The sequence below is a fragment of the Aureimonas sp. AU12 genome, from assembly GCF_001463705.1.
GTDB lineage: Bacteria > Pseudomonadota > Alphaproteobacteria > Rhizobiales > Rhizobiaceae > Aureimonas.
Genome location: NZ_BBWH01000043.1, coordinates 85,413 through 102,038, shown reverse-complemented (window position 1 = coordinate 102,038; position 16,626 = coordinate 85,413). Strand labels below are relative to the sequence as shown.

Here is a 16,626-nt window from a genome sequence, read left to right as displayed (position 1 = left end):
ATCAGATCGCGATGGCGGGCGCGGGATAGGCGCCCGTGAGGCCCCGCGCATGGATTACCGCGCCGGCCAGCACGACGAGCGCGCCGGCCTGATGCAGCAGCGCCCAGCTGATGGGAACATGCAGGAGCAGCGTGGTGATACCGAGCATGGCCTGCACGGTGACGAGCCCCGCCAGGAGCAGTGCGCCGGTCGCATGCCGGGTACCGGCCGCGATGCGCCATGCGGCGATCGCATGGACGACCACCACCGTGAACAGGAGATAGGCTCCGCAGCGGTGCACGAACTGCACGGTCATCACGTTCTCGAAGAAGTTACGCCAAGCCGGCGTCATCACGAGGAGATTGCCGGGAACGAGGCTGCCGTCCATGAGCGGCCAGGTGTTGAAGGCAAGGCCCGCATTCAGGCCCGCGACGAGACCGCCGAAATAGATCTGCAGGAGCGACAGGAAGACGATCAGCCCACCGACGATGATCGAATGGCGCGTCGGAGGCGCTTCGCGCTCGCGCGTTACGAGTCCCCTTGCGATCCAGAGCGTCGCGGCGAAGATGACGCAGGCGGTCGTCAGATGGATGGCGAGCCGGTACTGGCTGACATCGGTGCGCACGCTGAGGCCGGATGCCACCATCCACCAGCCGATGCCGCCCTGCACGCCGCCGAGCGCCAGCAACCCGACGAGGCGGGGCTTGAGCCAGCCCTCGACGCGCCCGCTGATCCAGAAGAAGGCCAGCGGCACCGCGAAGGCGAAGCCGACGGCGCGGGCCAGAAAGCGATGCGCCCATTCCCACCAGAAGATGGTCTTGAACTCACCGAGCGACATGCCGCGGTTGAGCTCCTGATACTGCGGAATGCGCTGGTAGAGCTGGAATTCCTCGATCCACTCGGCTTCCGACAGGGGCGGCACGATGCCGTGGATCGGCTTCCACTCGGTGATCGACAGGCCGGATTCGGTGAGACGCGTGGCCCCGCCAACCACGACGAGCGCCAGGATCAGACCTGCGATGGCGTAGAGCCAGAAGCGGATCGCGGCGCGGTCGGCGAGGATCTTGCGCGGCAGCGCCCTCGCATCGGTTCGGTCGGCGAGAGAGATCGTGTTCATCGGCATCTTCGGCGGCGCCGCCTGTCGGCAGGCCCTCCGATCCTTGTGTCCTATCGGGCCTCGGGAGACCACGATCACGTCCGAAGACCGGGCGGGCGTCGCCTCGGCCGTAGATGGTCGGTTTGAAGCCCCACGACCGCCTTGGCAAGAGCGTCGGGGCCGCCGGGCGCTCTCGTCGCAGGTTGATCTCGAAGGACGGCGGCGTCATACCCGGTCGGCGGCGCCCATGCCGTGTTGATCGAAGGCGCGACCCCATGCCCGTCAGACTGAAGAAGCTCCTCGGCGTCGTGATCCTTCTGGCGCTCGTCATCGTCTACGCAGTCTTCGCGACGGCCTACGCCTCGCTTTATCTCGGCGACGCACCGGGTTACGTGCATCTCCTCTACTTCCTGGTGACCGGCCTTCTCTGGATCGTCCCTGCGATGTTCGTCATCCGGTGGATGGAACGCGAACCCCGCCGTCGCTGACGGGAAGGCCGATCAGGCGGGCACCGAGCGTGTGTCGCCAACGAGGATGACATCGTCGAGCCCCGCCTCGCGGAGATCACGAACCGCCGCCGTCACCTCGTCCGCACTCGCACCCTGAACTGCCATGAGCAAAGCCGCATCGGTGTCGCTCAACGCCTTCACGCCGGCCGGGGACATGCGGCCGCAATCGATGAGCAGTGTCTCGTAACTGCGCTCGATGAAATCGAGGACATTGCGACGCTCGGCGATTGTGTCCAGCTTCGAGGTCGGCGGATGGCGGCCGCCGGGCACGATATCGGCGCGCGTCGCGAAATCCCGCCGGGCGATCCCAGCGAAGGTCGCATCGCCCTCGATGAGGTCGGTGATTCCAGGCGCGTCGTCGCCGGCACCCATCGCGCGCGCGGCGGTCTGGTCTTCTGATAGATCGACGATGGCGGCGGACTGGCCCCGCAGGGCGAGACGCCGGACGATATCGACACCGACAGGGCGCGGCGATGCCATGGGCACCATCAGCAGCGCCCGCGAGATCCCGCTGGTGATGAGCGCGTCGATCACGTCGTCCACCGTCGCGATGTCGAGGCCCGCGGTGTCGCCGGGTTCGCCCGCCACCGTCTTCGGCACGGGTCGCCGGAGCGGCAGGGGCTCAACTACGGGATCGGCCGCACCGAGGGGCGGACGGGTCCCACGGCGCAGGCCGGTTGCCGCCACGCCGAGCAGCGCGAGCGCCAGCCCGGCCAAGGCCGACCCCGCCACTGTCGGCCAGCGCGAGGGATGCAAGGTCTCCATCGGCAGCAGCGTCCGGGTCAGCTCGACGGCGGGCGCCGCACGGGCAAGCTCGGGCTCCGGCGGAGCGATCGCTGCAGGGGTCGGCAGCGGTTCCGGCGCAGCGTCCGTCGGTTCCGAGGCGGCAAGGGCCGCTTCCAGCTTGCCCGCCACGTCGGCATCGAGCGTCATCTGGCGTTCGAGGGCGGCGCGGCGAAGCGCGATATCGGCCAGTTCATTGCGGCGCGCCCGCAAGCGGTCAGCCTCGCGGTCGGCCGTGGCGGCCTGATCAGCGCGTGCATCGGCCCCCTCGTCCAGCGTGCGGGCGACGGCAGTGCCGGTCGTGCGCAGGGAGCCGTCGAGATCGGCGAGGCGCAGGCGCGCCATGGCCATGCGGGGATGGCCGTCGAGCAGCGTGCGGCCGAGTTCGTCGACGCTGGCGCCGAGATCGCGGCGCTGACGTGCCAGCCGTTCGAGATCGGCCCAACCGGCCACGGCCTCGACCGGAGGTCCCGCATCGGGCTGGACTGACCCCGTCCGCGCCTCACGCGCCGCTGCGCGCAACCGCAGGCCCTCGGTGCGCAGTCGCTCGCTGCGGGCCTGCGCGTCGGACAACCGCTCCCCGATCGCAGCGTCGCCGTCCTGCATCCCGTTGGCGGGATCGGCAAGGAACGCGTCGAGAGCGGCCATCGAGGCAGCGGCGGCCGTTCGGGCGCCCCGCGCCTGCTCCTGCACCGCACTCCAGGCTGGCAAGGCGGCGGGAACTGCCGCCACCGGCTCGATCACCGGAAGGGGGGTGGGCTCGATGTCCGGTGCCGGTGCCGCGGCCGGCCCCGGCGCCATAGCCTCCGACCGGGCGACGAGATCCGCGATCGCATCGGCCTGTTCGCCAGCCGCGCGGGCGGACCCGGCCTCGACCCAAACGACGATCCGGTCGGGCGCTTCGGTTCGGATCCCACGATCGGTGGTGGAGACGATCTGCGACAGGGTCGCATCGCCATCGATCCAGTCGGACACCTGCCGAAGGGCGGACAGATTGGGCCGCGCCCCCGCCGATCCCGTTCCCTCGTCCTGCATCGAGGCCGGCGCATCCGCCTGCCAGCGTTCGGCGAGCCCGGCGTCGCCCCGAAGCTCGATCGACACGCGGTAGACGGGGGGCACGAGCGAGACGGCAAAGAAGGCCGCCAGCGCAAAGGTGGCGGGCACTGCGAGGACCAGCCGCCCATGGCGGCGCAACGCCTGCCGGATGGTGGATCCTGTGCGGTCGTCCGCCTTCGGTGGCTTCATGCTCTTGCCCTTCGCGACAAGACGTTCCGGGACCTCATGCTTGCCCGAGTCCATCCTCTGTCAGGATAAAGACTGCGGACCGGGCAGCAAGAAGGCGGACGATTTACGGAGGATTAACCTTAACCCACGATAACCATGACGTCGAAGCCCCACCTTCCCGTGGGGAACCGCCGGAACACGGAGAACGTCATGCGCGCGAGCATGCTCACCTTTGCGAGCTTCTGCATCGCGGCCCTTTCGGGTTGCGTGAGCGCGCCGCCCCCCTCGCCCGCCTTCCACGCCGCTCTCAACCAGCCCTATCGCCTCGATGCCGGCGACCGGGTTCGCATCACCGTGTTCGAGCAGGACAGCCTCACCAACGTCTATGCGGTGGACAAGGCCGGCTATCTCGCCCTCCCCCTCGTCGGATCCGTTCCCGCCCGGGGCAAGACCACCGAGGCCGTGCAGACCGCCATCGCGGCGGCGCTCAGCAACGGCTACCTGCGCAACCCCGACGTTTCCGTGCAGGTCGATCAATACCGGCCGTTCTTCATCATGGGCGAGGTCACCACGGGCGGCCAGTATTCCTACGTTCCGGGCATGACCGCGCAGAACGCGGTGGCCATCGCCGGCGGCTTCACGCCGCGTGCCGATCACCGCACGGTCGACATCACCCGGCAGGTCAACGGGCAGGTCATCACGGGCAGGGTCCTCGTTTCCGACCCGGTTCTGCCCGGCGACACCGTCAGCGTGCGCGAGCGCCTTTTCTAAGGACGCCTTGCAACATCAGTCGTTCGCGCCGCATCGTTCAAATACCGCACGTCGCCCTCAGCATGTTTTAGCCTTTCTTCGGTATCGCTCGAAGCCGGGACCGAGCCGGCGCGCGCAGCGCCGGCCAGCGGCCAGGCGACAGGATCGGCGATGGCGACGACACAGCAGGATTTGGCCCTCTTCGGGCGGGAAGCCGTTCGCACCTTCCAGCACGACGGGGGGCCGCGGCCGCAGTCGCCGATCGTCCTCGGGGCGCATGCGCAGCGGGCGGCCGAGCAGCTGTCGCACGAAGCCCTCTCGCCGCGCCTCGTCTCGAGTCTCTACCGCATCGCCGAGTTCGCTCTCCTGACGGGCGCCGGCCTCGCGACACTGCTCTGGGCCGATCACCTGCAGGGCCGGCTGTCCGTCGCGCTTGCGCTCGCCGCGGTGGTCGCCGGGCTCTGCATCATCTCGATCGAGCTGTTCCAGGGCTACGATCTCGTGCAGCTTCGTTCGCGGCGCACCCAGATCGCGCGCATGGCGACGGGGCTCCTCCTGACGGCCAGCGTCTTCGCCGGCGGCGCCCTGTCGATCGGCGCACCGCTCGACCTCACCGCGCGATGGGCAGCGATCTGGCTTGGCCTTTCCGCCGGCGTTCTCGCCCTCGCGCGCACGGTCCTCGGACAGCGCATCCGCGTCTGGGCCCGCAACGGCGTGATGGAGCGGCGCGCCGTGCTCGTCGGTGGCGGCACGGCGGCGGAAGCCTTCATTCGCAGCCTCGAAAAGCAGGCCGACAGCGACATCCGCATCTGCGGCATCTTCGACGACCGCGACGACGACCGCTCGCCGCCGATCGTCGCCGGTTATCCCAAGCTCGGCAGCGTCGCCGAACTGACCGAGTTCGCCCGCCTTGCCCGAATCGAGATGCTGATCGTCACGCTGCCGCTCTCGGCCGAAAAGCGCATCCTGGCGATCCTGAAAGAACTCTGGGTTCTGCCGCTCGACATCCGCGTCTCCGCGCTGTCGGCGAACCTCCGCTTCCGCCCCCGCTCCTACAGCTATGTCGGCTCGGTGCCGCTCGTCGACGTGTTCGACCGGCCGCTGGCCGACTGGGACCTGATCGCCAAGCGCGTCCTCGACGTGACCGTCGGCAGCGTCGCGCTGCTTCTTCTGTCGCCGATCATGCTGGCGACCGCGCTGGCGATCAAGGTGGATACGCCCGGCCCGGTCTTCTTCCGGCAGAAGCGGCACGGCTTCAACAATCAGGTCATCAACGTCTGGAAGTTCCGCTCGCTGCGCCACGACATGGCCGACCCGACCGCGCGCAAGCTGGTGACGAAGGACGATCCGCGCGTGACGAAGGTGGGGCGGTTCATCCGCCGCACGTCGATCGACGAGCTGCCGCAGCTGTTCAACGTCATCACCGGCGAACTGGCGCTGGTCGGCCCCCGCCCCCACGCGGTCCACGCGCGCTCCAGCGCCGACGCCACCTTCACGGAAATCGTCGACGGCTATTTCGGCCGTCACAAGGTGAAGCCCGGCATCACCGGGTGGGCGCAGATCAAGGGCTGGCGCGGCGAGATCGACAACGACCTGAAGCTGCAGAAGCGGTTCGAACACGATCTCTACTACATCGAGAACTGGTCGATCCTCATGGACGTCGCGATCCTCGCGAAGACGCCGATGAGCCTCCTGAAAAGCGACGGCGCCTACTGACGACGCCCTATCGGCATCGACGGAACGAGGGTGCGGATCCGGTCGGGTCCGCACCCTCGTTCCGTTTCAGATGCGAACGAGCGTGCCGTCCTGCGCGCTCTTCGTCGCGGCATCGGCCAGAATGCCCGCGCGAAGACCGTCCTCGCCGCTCGGCTGCATCGCGTTGCCCCTGGCCAGACAGTCGATGAAGTGGTTCAGCTCGTGCTCGTAGGCGCGAGCGTAGCGCTCGAGGAAGAAGTTCTGGACGGGATCGGCGGAAACGCCGGCCTCGCTGGCGAAGACCACGGTCGTCTGCGGCACGTTCTCGGCCTTCAGCAGACCCTTGGACCCGTGGACCTCGATGCGCTGGTCGTAGCCGTAAGTCGCGCGGCGCGAGCACGAGATCTGGCAGATCTTGCCGCTCGCGGTCTTCAGGAGAACCGCCGCCGTGTCGACGTCGCCCGCCGTGCCGATGGCGGGATCGACGAGCGCCGAACCGGTGGCCTGCACCTCGGTGAACTCCTCGCCGACGAGGAAGCGCGCCATGTCGAAGTCATGGATCATCATGTCGCGGAACAGACCGCCCGAGCGCTCGATGTAGGAGACCGGCGGCGGCGACGGATCGCGCGACAGGATCGTCACCAGCTCGACCTCGCCGACCACGCCGTCCTGGATGCGATGGCGCAGCGAGGCGAAGTTGGGGTCGAAGCGGCGGTTGAAGCCGATCATCAGAGGCGCATCGCCGATCTTGCCGAGCGTGGCGCGGATGCGATCGGACGAGAGATCCACCGGCTTCTCGCAGAACACCGCCTTGCCGGCCGCCACGGCCCGCTCGATCAGCTCGGCATGCGTATCGGTGGGCGTGCAGATGATCACGGCGTCGACTTCGTCGGAGGCGACGACCTCGTCCAGCCCCGCGATGCGCGCGTGGGTCGCCGATGCCAGACGCTGAGCGGCTTCCCCCATCGGATCGGAGACGAAGACCAGTTGCGCGGCCTGCGAGGCCGCGATGTTGCGTCCGTGAATCTGGCCGATGCGTCCCGCACCCAAGAGCCCAAATCTGATCATCGCCATCTCCCTCGTTCCAGCGTCCCAGATCCGTAGCCGCGATGTTTGGAACATTCAATCCGCTGGCGCGGACGGAACCGTTTTCATTTCATTCGTACGAACCGCACGGGGCCGGTGGGCGAGGCGGCGCATGGCGGAGTATAAACGCAGGATCGGGCCGACTCGGTGGGGAGAACACGCCGACCGCCCAGAGGGAGGAACAGAGCGATGACGAATGTGAGCGGGTTCGGGGTCCACACGGCGATGTGGGCGATGGAGTGGAACAGGGAGGCGGCCGAGTTCGCCATTCCCGAAGCCGTCAAATACGACATCGACTTCCTCGAGATCACCATGCTCGACCCCGAAGGCGTGGATGCCGCGCACACCCGCGCCCTTCTGGAAGCGAACGAAGTGGAGTGCGTCTGCTCGCTCGGACTGCCGCTCGACAAGCTGCCGACCGACAACCCGGACGGGGCGCTGGAATTTCTCAAGATGGCGCTCGACAAGTCGCACGCGATCGGTGCGAAGGCCATGAGCGGCGTCATCTACGGCGCGATCGGCCAGCGGACCGGCGTTGCGCCGACCGAGGCGGAGATTTCATCCACCGCCCGCGTCGTCGAGAAGGCGGCAGCCTACGCCAGGACGCTCGGCATGGATTACGGGCTGGAAGCGGTGAACCGCTACGAGAACCATATCCTCAACACGGCGCGCCAAGCCGTGGACATGGTGGAGCGCGTCGGCGCGTCGAACGTCTTCGTCCACCTCGACACCTATCACATGAACATCGAGGAAAAGGGCATCGCCAACGGCATTCTGACCGCACGCGAGCACCTGAAGTACATCCACCTCTCGGCCAGCGATCGAGGCACGCCAGGGGCCGACACGGTGGCCTGGGACGAGGTATTCTCTGCGCTCGCGGCCATCGGCTTTAAGGGCGGCATGGCGATGGAAAGCTTCATCACCGTCCCGCCGCAGATCGCGGCGGCTCTCTCCGTCTGGCGCCCCGTGGCGCCGGCACGCGAGGAGGTCCTCGGCGAAGGACTGCCCTTCCTGCGCAACAAGGCCAAGCAATACGGCCTGATCTGAGCGAACTGGGCTGAACGGCCTGCGCCCGACCGAGAGTCGAGCGCAGGCCAAAGACCGGTCTGAAATCAGACGGCGGCGATCACGATGATCTCGACGAGATACTCCGGCCCGGCCAGCTTCGATTCGCCGGTAGCGCGGGCCGGAGGGTTGGCCGGATCGACCCAGGAATCCCACACCGCGTTCATCGCGCCGAAGTCCTTCATGTCGGCGAGCCAGATGGTCGCCTGAAGGAGCTTGGACTTGTCGGTTCCCGCTTCCGCCAGAAGCCGGTCGATATGGGCAAGAACCGTCTTCGTCTGAGCCGAGACATCGTCGCCGGGTTCGCCGACCTGACCGGCGAGATAGGCGGTCCCGCCATGGACGACGGCGGCGCTCATGCGGCGGCCCGGCTCGATGCGGCGAATGCTCATGGATGACTCCTCGAATGCTGAACACGGTTCAATTGCCGTGCTGTCATACGAGGATGCCATCCATGCGTCGAGATACGGCGACCGCTCAAGCGTGTTGCACGAGCGCGCCGACAAGCGATTGGGTTTGCGACCAAAAAGAGTCAGCGCTTCGGCTGACCTGAGCGTCGGGCCTACTTCAGCCCACGTCCCACATGCATGAAGGAATCGCCTCTCGACCACTGGCGAGCATTGGCGGCACGCTCGTAGAGCGCATCGACCGTGTCGACCTGCGCCTGCTCCAAGGCCTCGTAAGCCGTGATCAGCCCATTTTCGAGAGCTTTTACGATATCCGACGCGTTCATCTGGGTCCCCGCTCATCATCGGTCGCGAGCGGGGTAAACATCTTCGATTCATTGAGGTTCCAGAAACTTTTAAGGTTCCATGAACTTTTCAACGACGGACGATGAGGACCTTGGATGCTGGACAGGTTGCGGTTTGGCCAGCGCGCTCCAGTTTCGTCGCTGGAAACTTGAGTGTTCGGCGGGGTTTCATGGGGAAGCATCCGCGGCATGAAAACAGAGCGGAGTGACCTCGTGCGACCCATCCTGATTGCGGCGGCCTGCGTCGCTGCCCTCGCCTCCACGTCCGCCCTCGCAGCTCCGGTGGTCGTCTCGTCGAAAATCGACACGGAAGGCGGCGTCCTCGGCAACGTCATCCTGCTGGCGCTGCAGAATGCCGGCATCGAGACCACCGACCGCATCCAGCTCGGCGGCACGCCGGTGGTCCGCAAGGCCATCACGGCCGGCGAGATCGACATCTATCCCGAGTACACCGGCAACGCGGCCTTCTTCTTCAACAAGGCCGAGGATCCGCTCTGGAAGGATGCGGCCAAGGCCTACGAGGCCGCCAAATCGCTGGACATGGAAGCCAACAAGATCGTCTGGCTGACGCCTTCGCCCGCCAACAATACGTGGGGCATCGCGGTGCGCAAGGATGCGGCCGATGCGGGAAAACTCGCGACGCTGTCCGACTTCGGCCAGTGGGTCGCCAAGGGCGGTGACGTGAAGCTTGCGGCCTCGTCGGAGTTCGTCAACTCGGCTTCCGCCCTGCCCTCGTTCCAAAGCACCTACGGCTTCACGCTCAAGCCGGAGCAGCTGCTGACGCTCTCGGGCGGCGACACGGCGGCGACGATCGCCGCGGCGGCGCAGAACACCAACGGCGTAAACGCGGCCATGGTCTACGGCACTGATGGCGGCATCGCGCCGTCCGGCCTCGTCGTCATGGACGACGACAAGGGCGTGCAGCCGGTCTATCAGCCGGCACCGATCATCCGCGAGGCGGTGCTGACCGAGAACCCGAAGATCGCGGAGGTCCTCAAGCCGATCTTCGAGTCCTTCGATCTCGAGACGCTGCAGACGCTCAACGGGCGTGTGCAGCTCGGCGGCGAGCCGGCCAAGGCGGTCGCCGAGGACTATCTGAAGTCGAAGTCCTTCATCAAGTAGCGCTTGAGGCGGCGGCCGGAGCCGAGCCGGCCGCCGCCGCTCTCAAAAGCGAGCTGCAAGCGTCACCGGAGGGCGGCGACGGCACCCGTTGCAAATGCATCTGGAAGGGGTGGCGCTCACAGGCGGGCGGTGAGTAGAAGAGAGGATCGGTCGTGCCGGAGACTTGCCGACACGCCGCCTCTCGGGGCTTCAAGCCCAGCCGTTTCCGGAAGGACCAGACGCATGTCGGCGCTCCCGAACTCCATCCAGGCGCGTGACGTGCGCTATCTCCTCCACCCCGCCACGAATGCCCGCAAGCACGAGACCGCCGGCCCGATCGTGATCGATCGCGGCGAGGGAATCCGGGTCTTCGACACCGACGGCAAGGAATACATCGAGGCGATGGCGGGCCTCTGGAGCGTCGCGGTCGGTTTCGGCGAGCCGCGACTGGCCGATGCCGCGCACCGGCAGATGTCCAAGCTGCCCTACTACCACTCGTTTTCGTCCAAATCGAACGAGCCGGCGATCGAACTGGCGGAACGCCTCGTGCAGATGAGTCCCGAGCGTCTGCAGCGGGTCTTCTTCACCAACTCGGGGTCGGAAGCCAACGACACCGTCGTCAAGATGGTCTGGTATCGCAACAACGCGCGCGGCAAGCCCGAGAAGAAGACCTTCCTCGCCCGGCAGGGCGGCTATCACGGCATCACCATCGCATCCGGCTCGCTGACGGGCCTCGCGACCAATCACCGCGACTTCGACCTCCCGGCCATTCCGGTCAAGCACCTGACCTGCCCGCACTACTGGCGGCAGGGCCTTGAGGGCGAGAGCGAGGCGGCCTTCGTCGACCGGCTGGTGCAGGAACTGGAAGACACGATCGAGGCCGCTGGTGCCGACACGATCGCCGCCTTCATCGGCGAGCCGCTGATGGGGGCTGGCGGTGTGATGCCGCCGCCGGAGGGCTACTGGGCGCGCGTGCAGGAGGTCTGCCGCCGCCATGACATCCTCATCGTCGCCGACGAGGTGATCAACGGCTTCGGACGCCTCGGCACCACCTTCGCCTGCGACTACTACGGCATCGATCCCGACGTCATGGTGGTCTCCAAGCAAATCACCTCGTCCTACCAGCCGCTGGCCGCGATCCTCTTCTCGGATGCGATCTACCAGGATATCGCCGACAACACGGCGAAGATCGGCACGTTCGGCCACGGGTTCACGGCATCGGGACACCCGGTCGCCTGCGCCGTCGGCAACGAGAACCTCGCCATCATCGAGGAGCGCGGTCTCGTGGCGAATGCCAAGGCGTCGGGCGAAGTCCTCCAGCGCGAGCTCGCCCGCTTTCGCGACCACCCGCTCGTCGGCGAAGTGCGCGGCGTCGGCCTGATCGCGGCGGTGGAGCTGGTGGCCGACAAGGCGACGAAGGCGCGCTTCGATCCCGTCGGCAAGGCGGGCGCCGCGCTGTTCGGCTTCGGACACGAGCACGGCGTCATCCTGCGCGCGATCGGCGACCAGATCGCCTTCTGCCCGCCGCTGATCATCACGCCGGAAGAGGTCGTCGAGACCGTCGCGCGCTTCGAGCGTGCGCTGGCCGATACGCAGGCCTATCTCGCCGCGAACTGAGACCGCGCCTTTCCTGCAAACGAAGAAGGCCGGCGTCCGCGAGGGCGCCGGCCTTCTATCTGGATGGTGGCGCGGGCGAGCCGCGAACGCCGTGCTACTGCTTCGGCGCCGTCTTTTCGGCCTGCGCCTCGCAGACCTCGACATGCGTCTTCAACGCCTCGGTCGAGAGGATCGACGCGATGCTGCGGATGTTGCGCCCCTGCATCTGGGGCATGCTCTGCACGTGCTGAAGGCGCACGAGGAGTTCGGCTCGGCTCATGGCTTGTCTCCTGTTTCCATAAGCTCGGCGGCTTGGCGCATAGGCGAAGCAGCCGAGGCAGTCGTCAGTGGGCGGTTGCCAGTCCCGCCGTCTGCGGCAGCTCGATATCGACTTCGAGCGTCGAGATCTGTTCGCCGCGCCCCATCTTCACCTTCACCTTGTCCCGGTTGATGGGAACGTGGCGCGCGATGACGGCGAGGATCTCCTCACGCAGCACGGCGACGAGATCGGACTGGCCGATCTCCGCCCGCTCGTGGGCGAGAAGGATCTGCAGGCGCTCGCGGGCCGCGGGCGCCGTGTTCGGCGGTCGCTTGTTGAAGAAGTTGAAAAGGCTCATGCCGCCCTCCGGCCGAAGAACTTGCCGAGGAGACCCTTCTTGTCGGTCGGCACGGACATCGGCACGGTCTGGCCCATGAGCCGGCGTGCCGCATCCGCATAAGCGCGGGCGGGCGCGCTCTGCGCGTCGCTCAAGGTTACCGGAGTTCCGAGGTTCGAGGCCCGCAGCACTTCCGGGCTTTCCGGCACGATGCCGAGAAGCGGGATCGAGAGGATCTCGAGAACGTCCTCGACCTTCAGCATGTCGCCGCGCTCGGCGCGGGCGACGTCGTAGCGGGTGAGCAGCAGATGCTTCTCGATGCGCCCGCCGTTCTCGGCGCGAAGTGTCTTGGAATCCAGAAGGCCGATGATCCGGTCGCTGTCGCGAACGGACGAGACTTCCGGGTTGGTCACGACCACCGCGAGGTCGGCGTGGCGCATGGCGAGCGTGGCGCCGCGCTCGATGCCGGCCGGGCTGTCGCAGATGACCCAGTCGAACATCTCGCGCAGCTGGTCCATCACCCGGTCGACGCCGGCCTCGGTGAGGTTGTCCTTGTCGCGGGTCTGGGAGGCCGGCAGCAGGCAGAGCGTGTCCACCCGCTTGTCGCGGATCAGCGCCTGATTCAGGTTGGCGTCGCCCTGCACCACGTTGATGAGGTCGTAGACCACGCGGCGCTCGGCGCCCATCACCAGGTCGAGATTGCGCAGTCCGACGTCGAAATCGACGACCACGACCTTCTGGCCGGCCTGGGCCAGCGCAGCCCCGAGGGCGGCCGTCGACGTCGTCTTGCCGACGCCTCCCTTGCCCGATGTCACGACCATCACCTCAGCCATGTGCGGCCTTCCTCTCTCGTTGCAATCATTGCGCCCGCGCGTCCCGTCGTCATGACGGGATCAGGATGCGAGGACGACGGTCCTTAGTACGGTATCGTCGAGCCAGACGTGGACCGGTTGGCCCCGCATCTTGGGATCGAGATCCTCGGCGGTCTTGTAGAGACCGTCGATGGCGATGAGTTCCGCCTCGAGCTTGCGGCAGAAGATGCGGGCGTTGGCATTGCCTGCCGACCCCGCGAGCGCCCGGCCGCGCAAAGCGCCGTAGACGTGGATGGAGCCGCCGGCGATGACCTCGGCGCCGGAGGAGACCGAGCCGAGGACGGTGACGTCCCCTTCCGGGAAGATGATCGACTGGCCCGAACGCACCGGCGTGTCGATGAGCAGCGACGGCGTGACCGCCGGCGCCACGAAGCGCGGCGCGGCCGGCGCGGTGGTCGCGGTCGGCGCCTCGCCGGGCTTCGGCGCGTCCGCAGTGTCGGGTGCCTCGATGTCGGCGGCGTTGCGCCCCCCGCGCATCTCCGGCGGCATGCCGGGCGACATGATCGACGGCAGCGCGCCCTCGATGCCCATCACCCGCACGTTGCGCTTGCCCAGTTCCGCCAGAAGGTCGGCGAGCTGCTCGCGGGTGATCGGCAGCCCCGCGACGTCGAGCACGATCGGCCGGCCGAGGAAGAAGCCGGTGGACCGCTTCGCTAGGTCGTCGAGCTGCTTCAGCCAGTCGCCGAAGGGAAGTTCGGGCGACAGGACGAGAGCGAGAAAGGATCGGCCGCGCAGACGGACCGCTTTGCGAATGGGTAAGGTCTCGGTCATCTTCGTTAATGCTTCGTTTCAAATTGATCTAAGACCCTCAGGCTTAACCGAGGGTTAATTCTTCGTTCGACGGATGGAACTGATACGCGAAGTCGGCCGCAACGCCACCGAAGCGGGCGAATTTTTCGAGGCGACGATGGTCGACGCGCGCGGCTCTCGCCTGTCAGGCGGACTGGCGCATGATCAGCTGGGCCGGCAGGATGACGTTGCCGACGGGCTGGCGGATACGGTCCGGATGCTCGTCGCCGATCATGCCGAGCAGCATGGAGACGCTGCGCTCGGCCATGCCGTCGAGATCCTGCGCCATGGTGGTCAGCGGCGGACAGGTGTAGCGGGCCAGAGGCTGGTCGTCATGGCCGGCGATGCGCAACGTGTTACCCTTGCGGCGCCCGACTGAGACGCGCCGCTTGAACGCGGCCGCCAGGACGCCCATCGCCGTCCGGTCGTTGTTGCAGAGGATCGTCTGGTACGGAAGGCTGCTCGCGTCGAGTGCCGCGAGCATGGCCTCGTAGGCGCTCTGCTCGAGGTCCCAGTCGTTCAGGCGGACCGCGCCGATGAACCGGGGCTCCTCCCCGAAGCGCTCCATGGCGTCGATATAGGCGGCGCGGCGCTCGCGCGAATTGCTGTTGACGTCGGGAACCTCAAAATAGGCGGGTGGCGCGCCGGTGCGGCAGAGATAGTCCACCATCACGTCGATGCTCTGGACGTTGTCGGTGCGCACGACCGGATGCTCGTCGTCCGCGGCCACATCGCAATAGACGATCGGAATGTCTCCGCGCAGCCCAGCGACGATCTCGCCCAGACGACCGTGGCCGAGCGGCGCCAGGATGAGACCCGCCGCCTTCGCCGACTGGAGCAGCGCCATCGCCCGCTCCTCCGATTCGGGCGAACCGTGCGAGGAGATGACGATTGGCCAGTAGCCCTCTGCCGCGCACTGGCGTTCCAGGCGGGCTACGAGCGCGGCATAGAACGGGTCGGTCATGTGCGGAACGAGGATACCGATGTTGCGTGTGCGCTTGCGGTTGAGGTTCCGGGCGTAGACGTTCGGCTGGTAGTCCGACAATTCGAGCGCGGCCTCGATCCGCTGCCGCGTGGAGACCCGCACGCTGCGCGGATCCTCGAAATACTTGGAGAGCGTCGGACGAGAAATGCCACTGGCCTTGGCCAGTTCCTCCATCGTGCGATGACGTAGTCGGTCCATGTCTCACTTTCGACCGCTCAGGCTCTGAACGATCGTTCGACGACGCGCTACTCAGAGCGTCGAGAAGTTCAGGAGACCGTTGAAACCGGCTGTGCCGCGTGCGAAGCCGAATCGAATGCCTGCTTTGTGACAAGACGTTACCACGGAATGCTGACGTGGTCGCGGCGGTCGTTCGGCTGACTTAGCGAGACGGCAAAGAAGCGCGAGAGGGCCACGAGAGTGACCGCTTTCCGCCCGAAACGACCAAGTTCGAAGACGCTGGAGAGCTGCGTTGGATGGCCGTTCAATCGGCACGGCGATGTCGAGCGCTCGGGTCAGCCGAGGGCATCGGATACCGAAAGCCCTACTTTCAGCGATCGAGACGGTTCGGCGCCACTGCGCGCATCGGACGACACCAAGGCCAGCCGGGCTCGACCGGCGCTTGGCCGTCTGTGCCCCGCAAGGCGGCTCGGACGTTGGGGCTTGGGCCGCCAAGGCTTGCGGCGAAGACAGCGGGCCGAGCTTTGACAGCCATCGCCGGCCGCAGGCGAGCGCGGCCGGTGCGACGCCTGTCCAATGGTCATCAATCGCGGAAGGTGACCGTCTTGTGCTCGTTCAGGAGGACGCGGTTGTCGAGATGCCAGGCGATGGCACGCGACAGGACGCGGCGCTCGATGTCGCGGCCCTTGCGCACGAGATCGTCCGGGCTGTCCTGATGCGAGATGCGCTCGACGTCCTGCTCGATGATCGGCCCCTCGTCGAGGTCGGCGGTCACGTAATGCGCGGTGGCGCCGATCAGCTTCACGCCGCGCTTGTGAGCCTGATGATAGGGCTTGGCGCCCTTGAAGCCGGGCAGGAAGGAATGGTGGATGTTGATGCAGCGGCCCGACAGCGACGTCGACATCTCGTCGGACAGGATCTGCATGTAGCGGGCGAGCACCACGAGATCGGTGCCGGTCTCCTCGACGATCGAGAGAATTTGCCCCTCCTGCTCGCGCTTCGTCTCCTTCGTCACCGGCAGGTAGTGGAAGGGGATGCCGTCGAGATCGTGATGGGCGTAGGTCTCGCGTGGATAGTTCGCGACGATGCCGACGATGTCCATGCGCAGTTCGCCGATCCGCCAGCGGTAGAGGAGATCGGCGAGACAATGGTCGAAGCGCGAGACGAGGATCAGCACCTTCTGGCGCCCAGCGGTGCCGAGGATGCGCCAGTCCATCGAGAAGCGCTCGGCGATGGTGCCGAAGCCCGCCGTCAGGCTACCGATCGTCACCACTGTCTCGACGATGGCGAACCGCACCCGCATGAAGAACTTGCCGGTCTCGGGATCGTCGAACTGATGCGCTTCGCGAATGTCCGCGCCGTTGTCGAAGAGATGGCGCGAGACGGCGGCGACGATGCCCGGGCGGTTCGGGCAGGACAGCGACAGGATGAACTCTTCGGCGGGCACGATTCGCATCTCCGGCAGGACGGGTCGGCCGAGCGAATAGCCGATACGGCATCCTGCCGATAGCGACGCAAGCGACGCGAACGAGGGCGCACGCGACGCTCTCTCGTTCGCGTTACCCGATACGC

General features: G+C 66.9%; 17 protein-coding genes. 6 read left to right on the top strand and 11 right to left on the bottom strand.

Annotation, left to right across the window (positions count from 1 at the left end; genetic code table 11):
• Nucleotide 1 precedes the first annotated feature (1 nt).
• Nucleotides 2–1,096 (bottom strand): COX15/CtaA family protein, encoded by a 1,095-nt coding sequence (locus AUL33_RS17330; protein WP_062211107.1) that lies wholly within the window; start codon nt 1,094–1,096, stop codon nt 2–4.
• Between the two features lie 254 nt (nt 1,097–1,350).
• On the opposite strand from AUL33_RS17330, the gene AUL33_RS17325 reads away from it, so the two are divergent.
• On the top strand, nt 1,351–1,563 hold the full coding sequence (locus AUL33_RS17325; protein ID WP_062211104.1) for a DUF2842 domain-containing protein: 213 nt from the start codon (nt 1,351–1,353) through the stop codon (nt 1,561–1,563).
• A 12-nt stretch (nt 1,564–1,575) separates the two neighbouring features.
• On the opposite strand, the gene AUL33_RS22840 is transcribed toward AUL33_RS17325, so the two are convergent.
• The gene (locus AUL33_RS22840) at nt 1,576–3,612 is read right to left on the bottom strand and encodes a hypothetical protein (protein WP_244492315.1); all 2,037 of its coding nucleotides are present in this window, start codon (nt 3,610–3,612) and stop codon (nt 1,576–1,578) included.
• A 189-nt stretch (nt 3,613–3,801) separates the two neighbouring features.
• On the opposite strand from AUL33_RS22840, the gene AUL33_RS17315 reads away from it, so the two are divergent.
• A complete protein-coding gene (locus AUL33_RS17315) occupies nt 3,802–4,362 on the top strand; it encodes a polysaccharide biosynthesis/export family protein (RefSeq protein WP_062211097.1) in 561 nt (186 codons plus the stop codon).
• A gap of 150 nt (nt 4,363–4,512) precedes the next feature.
• Complete coding sequence (locus AUL33_RS17310) at nt 4,513–6,057, top strand: undecaprenyl-phosphate glucose phosphotransferase (protein WP_062211094.1); 1,545 nt, start codon at nt 4,513–4,515, stop codon at nt 6,055–6,057.
• A 66-nt stretch (nt 6,058–6,123) separates the two neighbouring features.
• Here AUL33_RS17310 and iolG read toward each other — a convergent pair whose 3' ends face one another.
• Nucleotides 6,124–7,104, bottom strand: coding sequence for an inositol 2-dehydrogenase (gene iolG, locus AUL33_RS17305; protein WP_062211444.1), 981 nt, complete (start codon nt 7,102–7,104; stop codon nt 6,124–6,126).
• Between the two features lie 216 nt (nt 7,105–7,320).
• Here iolG and AUL33_RS17300 point away from each other — a divergent pair, with 216 nt between their 5' ends.
• Nucleotides 7,321–8,169 carry a sugar phosphate isomerase/epimerase gene (locus AUL33_RS17300; RefSeq protein WP_062211441.1) on the top strand — a complete coding sequence of 283 codons (849 nt, stop codon included), beginning with the start codon at nt 7,321–7,323 and terminating at the stop codon, nt 8,167–8,169.
• A 65-nt stretch (nt 8,170–8,234) separates the two neighbouring features.
• Here AUL33_RS17300 and AUL33_RS17295 read toward each other — a convergent pair whose 3' ends face one another.
• Nucleotides 8,235–8,579: a RidA family protein gene (locus AUL33_RS17295; protein WP_062211091.1), complete on the bottom strand. Its 345-nt coding sequence runs from the start codon at nt 8,577–8,579 to the stop codon at nt 8,235–8,237.
• Nucleotides 8,580–8,749: 170 nt separating this feature from the next.
• Nucleotides 8,750–8,920, bottom strand: a complete 171-nt coding sequence (locus AUL33_RS22295; protein WP_156419467.1) for a hypothetical protein — start codon at nt 8,918–8,920, stop codon at nt 8,750–8,752.
• Nucleotides 8,921–9,160: 240 nt separating this feature from the next.
• Here AUL33_RS22295 and AUL33_RS17290 point away from each other — a divergent pair, with 240 nt between their 5' ends.
• Both AUL33_RS17290 and AUL33_RS17285 read left to right on the top strand, forming a co-directional pair.
• On the top strand, nt 9,161–10,060 hold the full coding sequence (locus AUL33_RS17290) for an ABC transporter substrate-binding protein (RefSeq protein WP_244492332.1): 900 nt from the start codon (nt 9,161–9,163) through the stop codon (nt 10,058–10,060).
• 222 nt (nt 10,061–10,282) lie between these two features.
• Nucleotides 10,283–11,656 carry an aspartate aminotransferase family protein gene (locus AUL33_RS17285; protein ID WP_062211084.1) on the top strand — a complete coding sequence of 458 codons (1,374 nt, stop codon included), beginning with the start codon at nt 10,283–10,285 and terminating at the stop codon, nt 11,654–11,656.
• A gap of 94 nt (nt 11,657–11,750) precedes the next feature.
• On the opposite strand, the gene AUL33_RS22290 is transcribed toward AUL33_RS17285, so the two are convergent.
• The 6 genes from AUL33_RS22290 to purU form a co-directional block, all read right to left on the bottom strand.
• A complete protein-coding gene (locus AUL33_RS22290) occupies nt 11,751–11,915 on the bottom strand; it encodes a hypothetical protein (RefSeq protein ID WP_156419466.1) in 165 nt (54 codons plus the stop codon).
• Nucleotides 11,916–11,979: 64 nt separating this feature from the next.
• Nucleotides 11,980–12,252: a cell division topological specificity factor MinE gene (gene minE, locus AUL33_RS17280; RefSeq protein ID WP_062211081.1), complete on the bottom strand. Its 273-nt coding sequence runs from the start codon at nt 12,250–12,252 to the stop codon at nt 11,980–11,982.
• Nucleotides 12,249–13,064 (bottom strand): septum site-determining protein MinD, encoded by an 816-nt coding sequence (gene minD, locus AUL33_RS17275; RefSeq protein WP_062211078.1) that lies wholly within the window; start codon nt 13,062–13,064, stop codon nt 12,249–12,251. Before minD ends, minE begins: the two co-directional genes overlap by 4 nt.
• A 60-nt stretch (nt 13,065–13,124) precedes the next feature.
• A complete protein-coding gene (gene minC / locus AUL33_RS17270; RefSeq protein ID WP_062211075.1) occupies nt 13,125–13,874 on the bottom strand; it encodes a septum site-determining protein MinC in 750 nt (249 codons plus the stop codon).
• A 163-nt stretch (nt 13,875–14,037) separates the two neighbouring features.
• Entirely contained in the window at nt 14,038–15,075 is a 1,038-nt protein-coding gene (locus AUL33_RS17265) for a LacI family DNA-binding transcriptional regulator (protein WP_062211073.1), read from the bottom strand.
• Nucleotides 15,076–15,637: 562 nt separating this feature from the next.
• Complete coding sequence (gene purU, locus AUL33_RS17260; protein ID WP_062211438.1) at nt 15,638–16,501, bottom strand: formyltetrahydrofolate deformylase; 864 nt, start codon at nt 16,499–16,501, stop codon at nt 15,638–15,640.
• Between the last annotated feature and the right edge of the window lie 125 nt (nt 16,502–16,626).

Coding starts and splice junctions, on each gene's coding strand:
- AUL33_RS17330 (WP_062211107.1), bottom strand. CDS start 1,096: ATGAACACGATCTCTCTCGCCGACCGAACCGATGCGAGGGCGCTGCCG.
- AUL33_RS17325 (WP_062211104.1), top strand. CDS start 1,351: ATGCCCGTCAGACTGAAGAAGCTCCTCGGCGTCGTGATCCTTCTGGCG.
- AUL33_RS22840 (WP_244492315.1), bottom strand. CDS start 3,612: ATGAAGCCACCGAAGGCGGACGACCGCACAGGATCCACCATCCGGCAG.
- AUL33_RS17315 (WP_062211097.1), top strand. CDS start 3,802: ATGCGCGCGAGCATGCTCACCTTTGCGAGCTTCTGCATCGCGGCCCTT.
- AUL33_RS17310 (WP_062211094.1), top strand. CDS start 4,513: ATGGCGACGACACAGCAGGATTTGGCCCTCTTCGGGCGGGAAGCCGTT.
- iolG (WP_062211444.1), bottom strand. CDS start 7,104: ATGATCAGATTTGGGCTCTTGGGTGCGGGACGCATCGGCCAGATTCAC.
- AUL33_RS17295 (WP_062211091.1), bottom strand. CDS start 8,579: ATGAGCATTCGCCGCATCGAGCCGGGCCGCCGCATGAGCGCCGCCGTC.
- AUL33_RS22295 (WP_156419467.1), bottom strand. CDS start 8,920: ATGAACGCGTCGGATATCGTAAAAGCTCTCGAAAATGGGCTGATCACG.
- AUL33_RS17285 (WP_062211084.1), top strand. CDS start 10,283: ATGTCGGCGCTCCCGAACTCCATCCAGGCGCGTGACGTGCGCTATCTC.
- AUL33_RS22290 (WP_156419466.1), bottom strand. CDS start 11,915: ATGAGCCGAGCCGAACTCCTCGTGCGCCTTCAGCACGTGCAGAGCATG.
- minE (WP_062211081.1), bottom strand. CDS start 12,252: ATGAGCCTTTTCAACTTCTTCAACAAGCGACCGCCGAACACGGCGCCC.
- minD (WP_062211078.1), bottom strand. CDS start 13,064: ATGGCTGAGGTGATGGTCGTGACATCGGGCAAGGGAGGCGTCGGCAAG.
- minC (WP_062211075.1), bottom strand. CDS start 13,874: ATGACCGAGACCTTACCCATTCGCAAAGCGGTCCGTCTGCGCGGCCGA.
- AUL33_RS17265 (WP_062211073.1), bottom strand. CDS start 15,075: ATGGACCGACTACGTCATCGCACGATGGAGGAACTGGCCAAGGCCAGT.